This window comes from Serratia symbiotica (genome assembly GCF_000821185.2).
Taxonomy (GTDB): domain Bacteria; phylum Pseudomonadota; class Gammaproteobacteria; order Enterobacterales; family Enterobacteriaceae; genus Serratia; species Serratia symbiotica.
On the sequence record NZ_CP050855.1, the window covers coordinates 1,849,149 to 1,864,604 of the forward strand.

General features: G+C 54.0%; 17 protein-coding genes, 1 pseudogene and 1 riboswitch. Of the genes and pseudogenes, 6 read left to right on the forward strand and 12 right to left on the reverse strand.

Annotated features, from left to right (window positions below):
• Nucleotide 1: 1 nt before the first annotated feature.
• From SYMBAF_RS09215 to SYMBAF_RS09220, 3 genes are read right to left on the reverse strand one after another with little or no spacing between them, the layout of a single operon-like run.
• Nucleotides 2–1,486 carry a Mu transposase C-terminal domain-containing protein gene (locus SYMBAF_RS09215; RefSeq protein WP_336884895.1) on the reverse strand — a complete coding sequence of 495 codons (1,485 nt, stop codon included), beginning with the start codon at nucleotides 1,484–1,486 and terminating at the stop codon, nucleotides 2–4.
• Nucleotides 1,487–1,498: 12 nt separating this feature from the next.
• Complete coding sequence (locus SYMBAF_RS18170; RefSeq protein WP_336884896.1) at nucleotides 1,499–2,050, reverse strand: DNA-binding protein; 552 nt, start codon at nucleotides 2,048–2,050, stop codon at nucleotides 1,499–1,501.
• A 1-nt stretch (nucleotide 2,051) separates the two neighbouring features.
• On the reverse strand, nucleotides 2,052–2,303 hold the full coding sequence (locus SYMBAF_RS09220) for a helix-turn-helix domain-containing protein (RefSeq protein ID WP_040264922.1): 252 nt from the start codon (nucleotides 2,301–2,303) through the stop codon (nucleotides 2,052–2,054).
• A 152-nt stretch (nucleotides 2,304–2,455) separates the two neighbouring features.
• On the opposite strand from SYMBAF_RS09220, the gene SYMBAF_RS09225 reads away from it, so the two are divergent.
• The 3 genes from SYMBAF_RS09225 to dhbA all read left to right on the forward strand — a co-directional run bounded on the left by SYMBAF_RS09225 (nucleotide 2,456) and on the right by dhbA (nucleotide 4,866).
• Nucleotides 2,456–3,043, forward strand: coding sequence for a hypothetical protein (locus SYMBAF_RS09225; RefSeq protein ID WP_052447726.1), 588 nt, complete (start codon nucleotides 2,456–2,458; stop codon nucleotides 3,041–3,043).
• A 222-nt stretch (nucleotides 3,044–3,265) separates the two neighbouring features.
• Nucleotides 3,266–4,117, forward strand: coding sequence for an isochorismatase family protein (locus SYMBAF_RS09230; protein WP_040264921.1), 852 nt, complete (start codon nucleotides 3,266–3,268; stop codon nucleotides 4,115–4,117).
• Complete coding sequence (gene dhbA / locus SYMBAF_RS09235) at nucleotides 4,117–4,866, forward strand: 2,3-dihydro-2,3-dihydroxybenzoate dehydrogenase (RefSeq protein WP_152609094.1); 750 nt, start codon at nucleotides 4,117–4,119, stop codon at nucleotides 4,864–4,866. Before SYMBAF_RS09230 ends, dhbA begins: the two co-directional genes overlap by 1 nt.
• A 184-nt stretch (nucleotides 4,867–5,050) precedes the next feature.
• On the opposite strand, the gene SYMBAF_RS09240 is transcribed toward dhbA, so the two are convergent.
• On the reverse strand, nucleotides 5,051–5,296 hold the full coding sequence (locus SYMBAF_RS09240) for a hypothetical protein (RefSeq protein WP_082026914.1): 246 nt from the start codon (nucleotides 5,294–5,296) through the stop codon (nucleotides 5,051–5,053).
• Between SYMBAF_RS09240 and SYMBAF_RS09245 the strand changes: the two are divergent.
• A pseudogene (locus SYMBAF_RS09245) lies at nucleotides 5,249–5,986 on the forward strand (IS3 family transposase); the annotation flags it as partial. The gene SYMBAF_RS09240 and the pseudogene SYMBAF_RS09245 overlap by 48 nt on opposite strands.
• Before the next feature lie 381 nt (nucleotides 5,987–6,367).
• Nucleotides 6,368–7,834: an L-asparagine permease gene (ansP, locus tag SYMBAF_RS09250; RefSeq protein WP_040265103.1), complete on the forward strand. Its 1,467-nt coding sequence runs from the start codon at nucleotides 6,368–6,370 to the stop codon at nucleotides 7,832–7,834.
• 39 nt (nucleotides 7,835–7,873) lie between these two features.
• On the opposite strand, the gene dusC is transcribed toward ansP, so the two are convergent.
• From dusC to moaA, 7 genes are all read right to left on the reverse strand, one after another.
• On the reverse strand, nucleotides 7,874–8,803 hold the full coding sequence (gene dusC, locus SYMBAF_RS09255) for a tRNA dihydrouridine(16) synthase DusC (protein ID WP_040264916.1): 930 nt from the start codon (nucleotides 8,801–8,803) through the stop codon (nucleotides 7,874–7,876).
• A 275-nt stretch (nucleotides 8,804–9,078) separates the two neighbouring features.
• The gene (gene rhlE, locus SYMBAF_RS09260) at nucleotides 9,079–10,395 is read right to left on the reverse strand and encodes an ATP-dependent RNA helicase RhlE (RefSeq protein WP_040264915.1); all 1,317 of its coding nucleotides are present in this window, start codon (nucleotides 10,393–10,395) and stop codon (nucleotides 9,079–9,081) included.
• Between the two features lie 256 nt (nucleotides 10,396–10,651).
• Nucleotides 10,652–11,362, reverse strand: coding sequence for a Bax inhibitor-1/YccA family protein (locus tag SYMBAF_RS09265; RefSeq protein WP_006708081.1), 711 nt, complete (start codon nucleotides 11,360–11,362; stop codon nucleotides 10,652–10,654).
• Nucleotides 11,363–11,531: 169 nt separating this feature from the next.
• Nucleotides 11,532–11,993, reverse strand: coding sequence for a molybdopterin synthase catalytic subunit MoaE (moaE, locus tag SYMBAF_RS09270; RefSeq protein WP_040264914.1), 462 nt, complete (start codon nucleotides 11,991–11,993; stop codon nucleotides 11,532–11,534).
• Nucleotides 11,994–11,995: 2 nt separating this feature from the next.
• Nucleotides 11,996–12,241: a molybdopterin synthase sulfur carrier subunit gene (gene moaD / locus SYMBAF_RS09275; protein WP_040264913.1), complete on the reverse strand. Its 246-nt coding sequence runs from the start codon at nucleotides 12,239–12,241 to the stop codon at nucleotides 11,996–11,998.
• Nucleotides 12,238–12,717: a cyclic pyranopterin monophosphate synthase MoaC gene (gene moaC / locus SYMBAF_RS09280; RefSeq protein ID WP_040264912.1), complete on the reverse strand. Its 480-nt coding sequence runs from the start codon at nucleotides 12,715–12,717 to the stop codon at nucleotides 12,238–12,240. The genes moaD and moaC overlap by 4 nt, the downstream gene beginning before the upstream one ends.
• Before the next feature lie 113 nt (nucleotides 12,718–12,830).
• Nucleotides 12,831–13,817: a GTP 3',8-cyclase MoaA gene (moaA, locus tag SYMBAF_RS09285; RefSeq protein ID WP_040265102.1), complete on the reverse strand. Its 987-nt coding sequence runs from the start codon at nucleotides 13,815–13,817 to the stop codon at nucleotides 12,831–12,833.
• Nucleotides 13,804–13,948, reverse strand: a riboswitch (molybdenum cofactor riboswitch). It overlaps the preceding gene by 14 nt.
• Nucleotides 13,949–14,170: 222 nt before the next feature.
• On the opposite strand from moaA, the gene yvcK reads away from it, so the two are divergent.
• Nucleotides 14,171–15,088, forward strand: a complete 918-nt coding sequence (gene yvcK / locus SYMBAF_RS09290) for a uridine diphosphate-N-acetylglucosamine-binding protein YvcK (protein ID WP_040264911.1) — start codon at nucleotides 14,171–14,173, stop codon at nucleotides 15,086–15,088.
• Here the strand turns inward: yvcK and SYMBAF_RS09295 are convergent.
• Nucleotides 15,071–15,349 (reverse strand): VF530 family protein, encoded by a 279-nt coding sequence (locus SYMBAF_RS09295; protein ID WP_040264910.1) that lies wholly within the window; start codon nucleotides 15,347–15,349, stop codon nucleotides 15,071–15,073. The genes yvcK and SYMBAF_RS09295 overlap by 18 nt on opposite strands.
• Between the last annotated feature and the right edge of the window lie 107 nt (nucleotides 15,350–15,456).

The window sequence follows — 15,456 nt, forward strand, 5'->3', positions numbered from 1 at the left end:
CTTAACGGTAATTACCGTACTTTTTTAAATCATCTTCATATTCGGATTCGAATAAATAGGGTCTACTGCTTATGCGATCCGGTTTTGACTCCATCGGAATGAATTTGCTGAAATCAGTGTCGGCTTTATGCTCCAGCGCGGGACGCAACTCGTCTTCCGCATCCTGAATTTTGGTCTCTGCCAGTTTAATTTTACGCTTCGCGCGCTCTTCCAGGGCTTTCTGGACTCTGGCCACCGGCACTGGCGATGCGGTATTACCATTCCAGATGGCGGTACAAACATAGGTGCCATCCATTTGGCGAACAATGACTTCAGTCGGATCATGGATATCAAAGGCCACCCGGACTTCCTGCCGGTCAACAGTAATCAGTTCTTTCGAAAAATACTGGTTATTCTCCAAGGCTATCCAGCCACGCTGCGCAACACGTTTAACTTCCGGCATAAACATTTCGCGCAATTCACCGTCCGTCATGTATTCGATGTCGTCACCTTCCTGCTCCAGTACCCACTGGCGGTAAGCTGCTGGCGACATCCATTTCCCATTAACCTTGGGTAATTCGCTATGCCCGTGGTGATTGTTGTAGTCGTCTATTTCCTCCTGTACGGCGTCAATCAATTGCCGCCAGGTGGGCAGGATCTTCAACGTTTTCTTGTTCTGCGCGGTCAGTTCGCGCCCATCCCGCAAGGCGTTTGACAGACTGAGTATCTGTTGCCCCCGAATACGGACAGCGTTAGGGTCGGCTCCGATGCCGTTGTAGGTCAGGAACCGCTTGGCCAGTCGGTCAGGCATTACACCGTTCAACCGTTCAATGATGCCGCGCGCCTGCGGATTACCGGGAATACCGGTCATGTGCTCGATGTGCAAGCGCGGAAAAATACCGGTAATGTCCGCATCCAGCATCTTGTTGGTTTCCCCGCCGCCGTTATCGGAATACACGAACAGTGGCTTGCCGTAATGTTTCATGCCATGCCGGTAGGCATCGGCCACCGCAATGGCATTCTCCGCCAGGGAAACGCTCCAGCCAACGATATAGCGTGTACGGCCGTCAATAACCAGCGTCAGCTCCGGCGTGAAAGGTCTGCCATGGATAGGATGCGCCACTTTTAGATTCAGCGACTTGCCATCCGAAATCCAGCACCCGTTCACCGGCATTTGTGACCAGTCACGCTGCTGATAAACTTCAAAGGCTTTTGCCGCTGACCCCGACACGCGTCCGCGCATACGCTCCCGCAATGGCAGCTTATCCACCAAACGTATTACCGCGTCATACGATGGCAGGGCCATCAGCATGGCGGGTTGGTCGCTGTACGTCTCGTACCAGTCGCGCTTGAACGAGCGGTATGCCTCTTTGACGCTGGGGCCGTTCTGGTTGCTGTAGTGTGGCCAGAACATGCCGAAGAACCAGACCACGTCTTCCGGGCGTTTGCGTTTGGGCTGACCGGGTGCCAATAACGCCAACCGCTCCAGGCCTGGCTTGGTAGTCAAATAGAGGGTCAGTCACGCCTGCAGGCAGCTCTTGCTGACGCCAATACGACTCGAGCCTTTGCGGGCGTTGGCCAACCCAGCCGCTACCATGACCCGCGCGGGCAGCGTTCCCTGGCGAGAACCGTCGGCGATGAATGTTACCGCCGCAATTCGGGACATACCGGCAGCGCGCAGTTTCTCCACCTCCTGAGCCAGCAGGGCGCGCGCATCGGCCACTTTTTTCTGGTCGTCGGTCAGTGTGGCGACCTCGCGCTCCACCAGTGCCGGGCACTGACGCATGATCTCCAGTTCTTCACGCGGTTTAACCAAGGAATTGCGCTTGATCGGCAGGCCGTCAGACTTGCAGCCTGACTGCTCAAGCACCGATTTAAAGTGGCGCTGGCGAACGGCCTCTCTGGCCTGAGCTGGTAAACAGTCAATGTGATATTCGAATGCTTTGCTACCTGCGCGTTTACGTACCATCTCAGGCAATCCGCCCGAATAACGGCTTAGCGCTTCACGAATTCCCTTTGTTGTCGTGGGAAGACCTGGCAAACCCAATAATTCTTTCGCGACTACATACATATCAGGACGCCTTACGCATGTAGCTTTCTGTTCTATAACGGCTGGGCCAAATAACTTCTGGCGCAATTCCCAGGGCGTCAGCAACCACTTGTTGGTAAGGCTTGCAGGGGGTGCGGAGGACACTTTTAAGTGAATCCCTGCTGTAACCAGCGTTTAAAGAGAGCGTACGGAAAGACAGGCCACGCTTGTGGATCTCTGCCTTGATGATTTCAGGGTGCCAATCAGCACGCTGATCTTCTTTTTGACTCGTCATTCATCTATCCTAAAAAGTTACCCGCCCGGGTAATCGCGCGGTTATCTCTACGGATAAATAATAATACTCAAAAGAAACATTTTCAAGGTTCTTTTGAGTAAAAATAAAAATTAAAGTTTTCTGTTCTAAATACATGATTTAATGGTGATTATATGGAAAAAAACGTCAGTAATGAAAAACAACATGAAGGTTCTTTTGATTCCAATGATAAAGAACCATTTGCCAATAAATTAAAAATGCTCATGAGAGGTAGAACAGTACGCAGGTGCTCAGAAGACTGGGGTATCAACTTAAGTACCCTAAAGAACTACTTCTCTAGACCAGATGCCAAGCCTCGATATGAAGTTCTATCCAAGATATCAAACGTAGAAGGCGTCTCAGTAGAATGGCTCCTCGGTGAAAAGGATTCATTTGAGTCCAAAAACAAAAGATGTGGAATAACTGTTGAAGAACGCCAATGGCATAAGCGGTTATCAGAAATGTTATTTTTATTGGGGGAAAATGAACTTGAGGCACTAACAAAACAGTTAACAATGAAGGGGTTAGTAACAATACTCTACCTGCTAAATGATGACAACATCAGACTATTACAGCTTCCAAGTGTTCTAAAGGAGCAAATTCTCACTGCGCACCAAGCAAATTCAGCAGAGGCTTTAAATAATAATAAAGTGTGTGCTAGCCCTGAGGCAGAAAAATCAACGCAGTTAGGCCTTACCAGCAAACACAAGAAGGCCGTTTAATCCATCAAACTTGGATGATATACATATTAATCATTGATTCCAATGTCAAAACGGCCTTAAAAATAGTTCAAACTACTGTCATAGCAATCCAGAAAATAATGCAAAAAACTCAATTTTTTGTCATTTTCTATCAGATAGTCCAGAAAACGCCAACCAGTCTGATACCGCGCCAATGAAGGCTTAGCGGCTAGATCACCTTGCCCTGTAATAGTCCAGAAATGATTGCCACCCCACACAGAGACGCTGCCGGAAAATAGGGTTAGCTGGCAGTTGGAACCCAAACGCTGCGCTCTGTTGATCCACGACATGCAGAACTATTTCCTCAATTTCTGGGATGAGCAAAGCCCGATGATCCGCCAGGTAATTGCGAACCTGGTGGCCCTTCGCGAACGCGGCCACCAGCTTGGCATCCCGGTGTTTTACACCGGGATGCCTAATCACCAACAACCAGAGGATCGCGCGCTGCTCAACGATATGTGGGGGCCAGGGCTTAACCGACACCCGGAACAACAACAGTTCGTCGAACCTCTGGCCCCGGCGGAGCAGGACACCGTGCTGGTTAAATGGCGCTACAGCGCTTTTCAGCGTTCAGACCTGGAGTCTCGTCTGCGGGAACTAAAGCGCGACCAGTTAATTATCGGCGGGGTGTACGCACATATCGGCTGCCTGACCACCGCCACCGACGCTTTTATGCGAGATATTCAGCCATTTATGGTGGCAGACGCGCTTGCCGACTTTAGCCAGCAGGAGCATGAAATGGCGCTGCGCTATACCGCAGGGCGCTCCGGACGAATACTCAGCACGGAAGCCGCGTTGGCGGAGCTTAAAGCCTCGGACGATCGGGCCTGGAACAAAGAAAAGCTGCTTGCCCTGCTGGCCAACGCTCTGGATGAAGATACCGAAGCGCTGGCCGATGACGACAACCTGCTGGACTACGGCCTGGATTCAGTACGCATCATGTCCCTGGCTTCTCATTGGCGCAAAGAGGGACACAAGCTCAACTTTGTTGCGCTGGTAAAGCAGCCCACGCTGAAAGCCTGGCTGACGCTGCTGAACGCCCGTCAGGAGGCGTAATGATGAGTTTCAAAAATAAAGTTGTCTGGGTTACAGGCGCGGGGCGCGGTATCGGGCAACAAATCGCCCTTCGATTTGCTGAATCCGGCGCTTCGGTCATCGGACTCGATCTTGCTTTCGAGCGCGATGATGTGCCGTTTCGCTGTATTCGCCTGGACGTCAGTTCTCCGGAAGCGGTCAATAAGATCGGCACCGAACTTCTGGAGAAAGACGGTCTGGATATTCTGGTCAACGGTGCCGGCATTCTTCGCTTAGGTACTATAGAAAAGCTTAGCTGGGAAGACTGGCAGCAGTCGCTGAACGTCAACGCCGGTGCGGTTTTTAACCTGTTCCGTATAGCGGTTCCGCACTTTCAGCGCCAACGCGGCGGAAGTATCGTTTCGGTCGCCTCCAATACCGCCCACGTTCCGCGCGTCAATATGGCGGTTTACTGCGCCTCTAAGGCCGCGATGCGTAGCCTGTGCCTGAGCGTGGGGCTTGAACTGGCACCTTACGGAGTGCGCTGTAACCTTGTATCCCCCGGATCAACCCTGACGCCAATGCTGAAGGGCATGCTGGGCGAAGATCCCGCCGCACAGCAGCGGCTAATCGACGGATTGCCGTCGCAGTTCAAGCTGGGGATCCCGCTCGGGAAAGTGGCTCAGCCGGATGAAATTGCCGACAGCGTGCTGTTCCTTGCCTCTGATGCCGCCAGCCATATCACGCTGCAGGATATCGTGATTGACGGTGGTGCCACGCTTGGTGCCTGAATACGACGCCGGGCCAAGCCCGCTCTGATGCGCCATAAGGAAACTGATGATCTACACGTTCCATCTCGCTCGATGAGCTAAATCAGCGCTGTCAGAACACGCTGATCGACCACCTTGGTATTAAGTTTTCAGCGCTGACCGCAGAAACGCTGGAAGCCACCATGCAGGTGAAAAGTATTACGCATCAGCCCTTCGGTCTACTGCACGGCGGTTGCAGGTTAACCCACGGCTTATCAGACCAGATCACCGAGGGCTGTGACACGGCCTGCTGGCTATGCAGAACACACTGAGCGGTGTTTGCCTGACCCATGGCCTCTTTGTCCATTTTACTGATTTCATTCAGTGAACATGATGACAGCGCGAGCGTGGCGGCAAGCACTGTCAACTTCTGGGTATTGGGCCGGTTGGGAATGCCATTACACCCGAGCAACGTGAAATTCAGCGGCTTAAAGCGCAGATAAAGCGCCTTGAGATGGAAAAAGAAATACTAAAGCCGGCTGATGAGCGAAATCCCCGGAAAATTATCGCGTTAATCACACGGCTAAAAACGAAATGGCCTGTACGGGTTCTTTGTCATTTGTTCGGTGTTCACCGTAGCGTTTATTACGCGCAGCTGAAAAGCCCCATAAATGTGCAAAGAGTTGAGTGACGAAGTCGGGTCAGCGCATTCCACGCTCTTAGTCGTGGTGCCGCAGGTAGCCGAACAATCAGCCAGATGCTGCGACAGGGTGGGATTGATGCGGGCCGATGGCTGGCGCGACGCCTGATGCAAGAGTGCGGACTGACAAGCAGCCAGCCGGTTAAACCCCGTTACCGAAAAAACGATGATAACAGTCCGGCATTGCCGAACTTATTGAGTCGGCAGTTTAACCCTGCAGCCCCAAACCGCGTCTGGTGTGGTGATATCCGTTTTATTCGCCTGCAGGACACATGATGCTATCTCGCACTTGTCGTTGATTTATATGCACGCCGAATTATCGGTTCAGCCCTTTCATTAACCGCCGATGCTGATTTGGTGTGCAGGGCTTTGCGTAATGCTGTGGAAACGCGACAACATACTGGGCGGCTGTTGTTTCATTCGGATCAGGGTTATGACCACCAGACGCAACGGCACCGGCAACAGACGCTGACACAGGAAGAGATGATTGGCCGCTATATCAGCCACGTGCCATCAATGGGATGAAGCGTGCCAGCAGTCATGGTCAGGCGCTCTTAAAAAAAGCGATTGAGATCCCTAACCATCGAGCAATAGAGCACAGCGGATAAAGCAATCCGCCCCCCTTCCCTGCTGCAACGCCATGCCTCACGGTGCATTTCCGCAGTATTTTTTTGCCTCATTTACCGAGAACAGGTAGCATGTCCCGCCGTTATTCGGTAGCAGCTATATACACAATAAACAACAGAATGATGCCAAGCTCTCATTCTCATAACGAATAGCGGTAGTAAACGTTTCCCTTTGGCAAACACAGGGTTAATCATAGACAGGTAAACAGGACGGATGATGCAATCACATAGCAAATCTGCACATGACAAGCACACAGCCAAAAGACGTTGGTTAGACACCCATGAAGCCGGTTATCACAAAAGCATGGGCAACCGGCAGATACAAATGATCGCCATCGGCGGCTCAATCGGTACCGGCCTGTTCCTTGGCACCGGTGGCCGTTTGGAAATGGCTGGGCCTGCATTAGCGCTGGTTTATCTGGTGTGCGGGGTTTTCTCGTTCTTCATTTTGCGCGCGTTGGGCGAGTTGGTGTTGCACCGCCCCACCAGCGGCAGCTTCGTCTCTTACGCGCGTGAGTTCCTCGGCGAAAAAGCCTCTTATGTCGTCGGCTGGATGTACTTCCTTAACTGGGCGATGACTGGTATCGTCGATATCACCGCCGTTGCGCTGTATATGCACTACTGGGGTACCTTCGCCGAAGTGCCGCAGTGGCTGTTCGCGCTCTGCGCCCTTGGGGTGGTCGCCACCATGAACATGATCGGCGTGAAGTGGTTTGCTGAAATGGAGTTCTGGTTTGCGCTGATCAAAGTTGCCGCCATCTCGCTGTTTTTGATAGCTGGCGTGGTGTTCCTTGGCATCGGCACCCCGGTGGCAGGCAACACCACCGGTCTGCACCTGATTACCGAAAACGGTGGGATGTTCCCGCATGGCCTGCTACCAGCGCTAGTGTTGGTGCAAGGGGTGATCTTCGCCTTTGCTGGCATTGAGCTGATCGGCACCGCCGCTGGCGAGTGCCGGGAGCCAGAAAAAATGCTGCCGAAGGCGATCAACAACATTATCTTGCGTATCGGCCTGTTCTACGTAGGTTCCGTGGTACTGCTGGTGTTGCTGCTACCCTGGAATGCCTACCAGGCAGGTCAAAGCCCGTTCGTTACCTTCTTCAGCAAACTGGGGGTGCCTTATATCGGCACTATCATGAACATCGTGGTACTGACCGCCGCGTTGTCCAGCCTCAACTCTGGCCTGTACTCCACCGGCCGTATCCTGCGTTCGCTGTCGATGGGAGGATCTGCGCCTAAATTCATGGCCAAAATGAGCAGCCAGCAGGTGCCTTATGCCGGCATCCTGGTAACCTGCGGCATCTACGTAATCGGTGTATTGTTGAATTATTTGGTGCCTTCGCGGGTATTTGAAATCGTGCTAAACATCGCCTCGCTGGGCATTATCAGTTCCTGGGCATTTATCATCGTCTGTCAAATGCGTCTGCGCAAAGCCATCCACGCAGGCCACGCAAAGCCGGTCTCCTTCAAGATGCCCGGCGCGCCATTCACCTCCTGGCTAACGCTGGCGTTCCTACTGGCGGTGGTGATTATGATGGCGTTCGACTACCCTAACGGCACCTGGACTATCGCCACCATTCCGGTGCTGGCCGTGCTGCTGGTGCTCGGTTGGTTCGGCCTACGCAAACATGCGCAGGAAGTTAAGCAGGAGCAGCAGATCCACGAAGCACCAGGCTCTCACTAAATTGAGCCTAGCCACCGCTGACGGGGCGATTATTTCTCGTCAGCGGCAAATCACTCGCGCGACATCCTTGGAATGGGTCAGAGTACGTATGTTGCTAAACAATACCGTTGCCTCGTCATATTCCTTGCGCAAATAGCCCAGCCACTGTTTGATACGCGCCACATGGTATCGGCCGGTATCGCCCTGTTTTTCCAAATGAACGTATTTTTGCAACAGTTGCACCACCTGTGGCCAGGGCATTCGCGGTTCGTTATATTTTACCACCCGGCTCAGGTTCGGCACGTTGAGCGCACCACGCCCTAACATCACCGCGTTGCAGCCGGTCACCTGTAGGCAATCCTGCGCGCTCTGATAGTTCCAGATTTCACCGTTGGCGATCACCGGGATGGTCAGGCGCCGGCGGATCTCGCCAATCGCTGCCCAATTGATACACGCCGCCCGGTAGCCGTCCTCTTTAGTGCGCCCATGCACCACTAATTCACTGGCCCCCGCCTGCTGCACAGCATCGGCAATCTCAAGGCTACGGCTGGCAGAATCCCAACCCAGACGTACTTTAACCGTCACCGGCAGCGGGTTTGGCACGGCGATACGCATCGCTTTGACCGCCTGATAGATCAACGCCGGATCTTTCAGCAGTACCGCCCCACCGCCGCTGCCGTTGACCAGCTTCGATGGGCAACCGCAGTTGAAATCGATACCGTGAGACCCCAGTTCGACCGCACGCACAGCATTCTCCGCCAGCCATTGTGGATGTTGACCCAGCAGTTGAACACGCACCAGGGTGCCAGACGCGGTGCGGCTGGCGTGATGCAGCTCTGGGCATAGGCGGTAAAACGACTTGGCTGGCAGCAGTTGATCGACCACGCGCAGAAATTCGGTGATGCACAGGTCGTAGTCGTTCACTTCGGTGAGCAATTCACGCAGCAAAGAATCAAGTACACCCTCCATCGGAGCCAATAATACGCGCATGCTCCTCCCCTAAACTAGGTTGTATTCCGTCATTGACCGTGGCGGCCTCGCAGACCCAAAAGCCCGTAATTAAGCAGGTGGGGCAGGACAAGCCTATGTACAACCCCGACAACGCGCAGTATCGGCTCTGGGGACGCGACCTAAAGGGCTGGGGTCATTTGAACATGGCCCATCAGACCCCACGGCCCGCGCCCGGCGCTCACGGGCCATTGTCAGACACCACCACAATCTAAAAAGCCGCCAGATTTTGGCGGCTATGCTATGAGCACTAAAGCTTATTCGGTTGGCTTGCGGCTGCGAGAACCGCGCGAAGGCGCACCAGAGCGGCGTTGGCCTTCCCCCTGTGGCCGAGCGTTGCCGCCACTGCGATTTTCACGCTGACCACTATTGCCACCGCCACGCATAGCCCCACGCCCCTGGCGACCGTTGATGATCGGTTCAGCTTTAATGGTTGGGTCCGGTTCGTAGCCCGGCAAGGCAATGCGCGGGATCTCACGCTTCAGCAAGCGTTCAATATCGCGTAGCAGTTTGTGCTCATCCACGCACACCAGTGAAATCGCTTCACCGGTACGCTCAGCGCGGCCAGTACGACCAATGCGATGCACATAGTCTTCCGGTACGTTAGGCAACTCGTAGTTCACCACATGTGGCAGTTGGTCGATGTCCAGACCACGCGCCGCGATGTCAGTAGCGACCAGCACACGGATTTTGCCCTCTTTAAAATCGGCCAGTGCACGAGTACGCGCGCCCTGGCTTTTATTGCCGTGGATCGCCGCTGCGGTGATACCGTCTTTGTTAAGCTGTTCGGCCAAATGGTTGGCACCGTGCTTGGTGCGGTTGAATACCAGCACCTGCTTCCAATCACCTGCGCCTATCATCTGCGACAGCAGTTCCCGCTTACGCTTCTTATCGACGAAGTGCACGCTCTGTTCGATCTGCTCAGAGGCAGTGTTACGGCGCGCCACTTCAACTGATGCCGGATTGTGCAGCAGCTTATTCGCCAGCGCCTTGATATCGTCGGAGAAGGTGGCAGAGAACAGCAGGTTTTGACGCTTGGCCGGTAGTTTGGTCAACACACGGCGGATATCATGGATAAAGCCCATATCCAGCATTCGATCAGCTTCGTCCAATACCAGAATTTCAATTTTGGATAGATCGACGGCGTTCTGATGTTCCAAATCCAGTAGGCGACCTGGGGTCGCCACCAGGATATCAACGCCACCCCGCAGTTTCATCATCTGCGGGTTGATGCTCACGCCGCCAAACACCACCAATGAACGCAGGCGCAGGTATTTGCTGTAGGCATCGACGTTTTCGCCAATCTGCGCCGCCAACTCACGAGTGGGCGTCAGGATCAGCGCACGCACCGGGCGGCGGCCTTTGGCCGGCTGCTCATGTTGACTGAGCAATTGCAACAACGGCAGGGTAAAGCCAGCGGTTTTACCGGTACCGGTCTGGGCGCTGGCCATCAGGTCACGCCCTGCCAACACCATAGGAATAGCCTGACGCTGAATTGGCGTAGGTTCGCGATAGCCCTGTTCTTCAACAGCGCGCAATATTTCAGCACTTAAGCCGAGGGTTTTAAATGACATAATAGAGAAAAACTCCAGATCCTCCCTAACCTATTAGTGTTGGGCGCAGTATCTTGGGAGGATAATTCAGACGGGGCATTAAATATGACCACGAGGGATTGGCACAAACTGCGGTGCACCACATGGAAGAGATTATAACAGAAGTCGAACTACAAGCGGCAACTTTACACGCTAACAACACATCAATCTGTTTTTAATTGCGGTGTGATGCTGATAATCACACCGCAGGCCATGTCGCAATATCGATAAAGCGCTGTTAGCGACGATTGCCGAAAATGCGCAGCAACATCAGGAACAGGTTGATGAAATCAAGATACAGTGTCAGTGCGCCGACAATGGCGTATTTGCGCAAGCTGTCGTGATCATCAGTATTTAACTGCTCGCCCATCGCCTTCAATTTTTGGGTGTCATAAGCGGTCAGGCCAACGAACACCGCCACCCCGATATAGGTGATCACCCACATCAGTGCGCTGCTTTTTAACCAGATATTCACCAGCGATGCCAGCACGATGCCGATCAGTGCCATAAACAGCATGCTGCCAAAACCACTCAGGTCGCGCTTGGTGGTGTATCCGTACAGGCTCATTGCGCCAAACATGCCAGCGGTGACCACAAAGGTACTGGCGATCGAGCTGTAGGTGTAGGCGATAAAGATGCTCGACAACGTCAGCCCGGTCAGCACCGAGTAGAGCATAAACAACGAGGTAGCCAGTGCAGCGCTAAGACGATTGACCATGCCGGAAATCACAAACACCAGTGCCAATTGCGCGATGATCAAGCCGAAGAAAGTGATCTGGCTAGAAAAGATAAAGTTGAGGATGGCGGGCGTTTGAGCCGCATACCAGGAGACGAACGCCGTCAACAACAGGCCGCAGGTCATCCAGCCATAAACCTGCGCCATATAAGCCTGAATGCCACTGTTAGCACGTTCGACGATAGAACCATTAGAGCGTGGATATCGATCCATGGCGATTACCTTTTGCATGTGGAATAAGATTTTAAATGTTTCTCTATACCCTATATTCCCAATGAATTTCACGTTGCCGCCATGAAAAGCGTAGCGGGAAAACGGGTCTAGCCTGTAATAAGCCTACCACAGAAACTATGGCACGAAAGGGTGATTTTGTTTCCGCTGTTTAACCGCGCCGCCAAGATCCCGCCGCCCGATGATCGCTGGCTCGCGCATCAACCCAGCGATCACCCTGGCTGGTGGTCTCACACTTCCAGAACGGCGCGCGGGTTTTTAGGTCGTCCATAATAAATGCGTTGGCGGCGAACGCCATGTTGCGGTGCGCGCTAGTCACGCCAACAAACACAATTTCATCACCGGGGAACAATACGCCAACACGATGGATCACCGTCACGCGTTGTAATGGCCAACGGCCCCGCGCTTGTGCCACGATCTCCGCCAACGCTTTTTCGCTCATGCCTGGGTAGTGCTCTAGCGCCAGTGCGCTGACATCCGCGCCCAGATTGTGGTTGCGCACTTTGCCGATGAAGGTCACTACCGCACCATCGTCATCGCGCTGCGCCAACCACTGATATTCATCACCAATGCTGAACGGGGCTTCACCAACGCGGATACGGGTATTCTCCATGCTTACCCCCCTGTTACCGGTGGAAAGAACGCCACCTCATCGCCAGCGCGCAATGGATGATCTGCCGCCACCAACGATTGATTGACCGCCATCAACAGCTTGCCTGGCTCCAGCGCCAACGCCCAACGGTCACCGCGTGTGCACAACGCCTGACGCAGCGATTCCACCGTTGGATAGTGGGCTGGCAGCGCCAAAGCGCCAATGCCCACCAGTTCGCGCACCTGCGCAAAAAAAAGAATATCAATCATGCATTCACCTTGAAATCACCGGACTGACCGCCGCTTTTTGCCAGCAGCCTCACTGGGCCGATAACCAGATCTTTTTGTACCGCTTTGCACATATCATAAATGGTCAGTGCCGCCACTGAGGCGGCAGTCAGCGCTTCCATCTCGACGCCAGTTTTGCCGCTCAGTCGGCAGCAGGTTTCAATGCGCACCCGATGGTATTGCGGTTGCGCCTCCAGGTGTACCTCAACCTTGCTCAGCAGCAGTGGATGGCACAGCGGGATCAACTCCCAGGTGCGTTTGGCCGCCTGAATACCAGCGATGCGCGCCGTGGCGAACACATCGCCCTTGTGATGGCTGCCGTCGATAATCATGGCCAACGTGGCGGGCAACATCTTGATAAAGGCTTCGGCGCGCGCCTCGCGTACCGTTTCCGCCTTGGTGGAAACATCAACCATACGGGCTTCGCCGGCAGCGTTAATGTGGGTTAGTTGTGTCATCTTTTATTGCTTCTTCAAATGAAATGTGGCTGGATGTGGTGCATCGGCGATGGTTCTAGTGGCCCCAGTCTCTCGGGTCTGCGGTAGTGCTACGGTCAATGACGCGACATAACCTAACCCCCGATAAATGACAGGTTCTGTGTTATACCACTGTTGCCTTGATGCAGGAAATGGCTCTGCTTTTTGCTCAGTAGACTGCGCACGATACGATCCTTCAATGCAGCAAGTTGGTCATCATCCGCCAGCAGATCGCGCAAGGGGATGCCCTGCTCGCCGAACAGGCATAGGTGCAAATTGCCAACAGCGGAGACCCGTAACCGATTGCAACTGGCACAAAAGTCTTTTTCATAGGGCATGATCAACCCGACTTCCCCCTGATAGTCCGCATGGCTGAACACCTGCGCCGGGCCATCGCTGCGGCCACGCGGCTGACGCCGCCAACCCAGCCGCTCCAGTTGCAGGCGAATCACTTCACCGGATAGATGGCATTGGTGGAACAGAGTGCCACCTTGGCCCGTTTCCATCAGTTCGATAAAACGCAGTTGGATTGGACGGGGCTTAATCCAATGCAAAAAGGCACCAAGCTGCTGATGGTTAACATCACGCATCAGCACTGTGTTGACTTTAACCTTCTTGAACCCGGCGCTGAAAGCGGCATCAATGCCATCCATCACCTGGCGGAGCTTGTCTTGACCGGTAATGAGGTGAAACTGGCGGGCATCAAGGCTGTCGATACTGACATTGATCGCCGTCAGGCCGGCGTCGCGCCAACTGGCAGCATCGCGCGCCATACGGTAGCCATTGGTGGTGACCGCCAGTGTGCGGATCGCCGGGTTTTCACGCACTGCGGCAATAATCTCGGTAAAATCGCGGCGTAGTGACGGTTCACCACCGGTCAAACGCACCTTTTCGGTGCCGAGTTCTGCAAACGCGCGGCTGACGCGCCGGCTTTCATCCGGCGATAAAAAAGATTTAGGGCGGGCGGTAGGTGTGTAACCGCCGGGCAAACAGTAGGTACAACGGAAATTGCACACGTCGGTGATCGATAAACGCAAATAGTAAAACTTACGCTCATAAGCATCTGTGAGTTGCGGCACTATCACACCTTTCCTAAGTCGGGAGATACGAGCGTTTCCACTCTGCACCCTGGTGGCTCCCTTCGCCACGGCCCAAGCGCCATATTGTCTTGAAAGAACAGCGTAGGATCAAAGGCCAGGAGTTTTGATTGCAATCGTCGCTGTCTGCGCGAGCGGAATGAAACCGAGATTCTCGGCAGAAGTCTAGCGCTAAACAGCGGTGATAGCCAATGTCACTATACAATTGTCTCTACAGCGTTTTTACATGGGGTAGATCTTGCCAAGCCTGAATAAACGCCAATTGTACAGACGAATTGACCCTCACCACGCAGATAGGCTAGGGTATGCGGGCCGTCAGCGCCTTTGTAAGGAAATTTATGCGAAATCGAACCCTGGCTGATCTTGATCGGGTGGTAGCATTAGGCGGTGGTCATGGCCTTGGTCGCCTGATGTCTGCCCTGTCGTCTTTGGGCTCCCGCCTAACCGGCATCGTCACCACCACTGATAATGGCGGTTCCACTGGCCGCATACGCCGCTCAGAAGGCGGTATTGCCTGGGGCGATACCCGCAACTGCCTAAACCAGTTGATTGCCGAACCCAGCGTAGCCTCGGCGATGTTCGAGTACCGCTTCAGCGGTAACGGTGAACTCTCTGGTCACAACCTCGGCAACCTGATGCTGAAAGCGCTGGATCACCTCAGTGTACGCCCGCTGGAGGCGATCAATCTGGTACGCAGCCTGCTGAAAGTGGACGCCACCTTGATCCCAATGTCCGAGCAGCCGGTTGATCTGGTGGCGTATGACCACGAAGGCAACCACGTCTACGGCGAGGTGAATGTCGATCAGTTAATCAACATGCCACGGGAATTGATGCTGTCAGCGCAGGTCACGGCCACGCGTGAAGCCCTGGAGGTCATTGCCCAAGCCGATGTGATCCTGATTGGGCCAGGCAGTTTCTTGACCAGCCTGATGCCGTTGTTATTGTTGGATGACCTCACCCAAGCCCTGCGCCGCAGCAGCGCCAATATGATTTATATCGACAACTTGGGCCGCGAGTTGAGCGTTGCCGCCGCGTCGCTACCGCTGAAAGACAAGCTGGTACTGATGGAGGAAAAAATTGGCCGCCAAATGATCGATGCGCTGATCGTCGGCCCCGGCGTTGACACTCGTCAGATACGGGAGCGGGTGGTGATTCAGCAACCGTTGGAGGCCAGCGACATCCCACATCGTCATGATCGCCAACTGTTGCGTCAGGCGTTGGATCAAGCATTGGTAGGGCTAGCCGCCCGCGTCTGATGTGCCGTCGCGCCCACGCAGCCAGGGGTTGTCGCTAGAGGCCCGACTGAGCATATCGATATAAAGATCTTCCACTTGCTGGCGCGCCCAGGGGGTACGGCGCAGAAACTTCAGGCTGGATTTGATGCTCGGATCGCTTCTGAAGCAATTGATGCGAATGCGCTCAGCCAGCCCTGGCCAGCCATAGCTTTCCACCAGTTTGTTCAACAGTTGTTCCAGCGTAACGCCATGCAACGGATCTTTGGACAGATGTGGGGTCATGGTCGATGCTCGTCGTCGTCAAATAAGCCGCACACCTTACATCAACTTTGCTGGGTGCGATAAGAAATTTCGTTACCCGTACAAAGGCAACCGCTGCCGCATCGCTG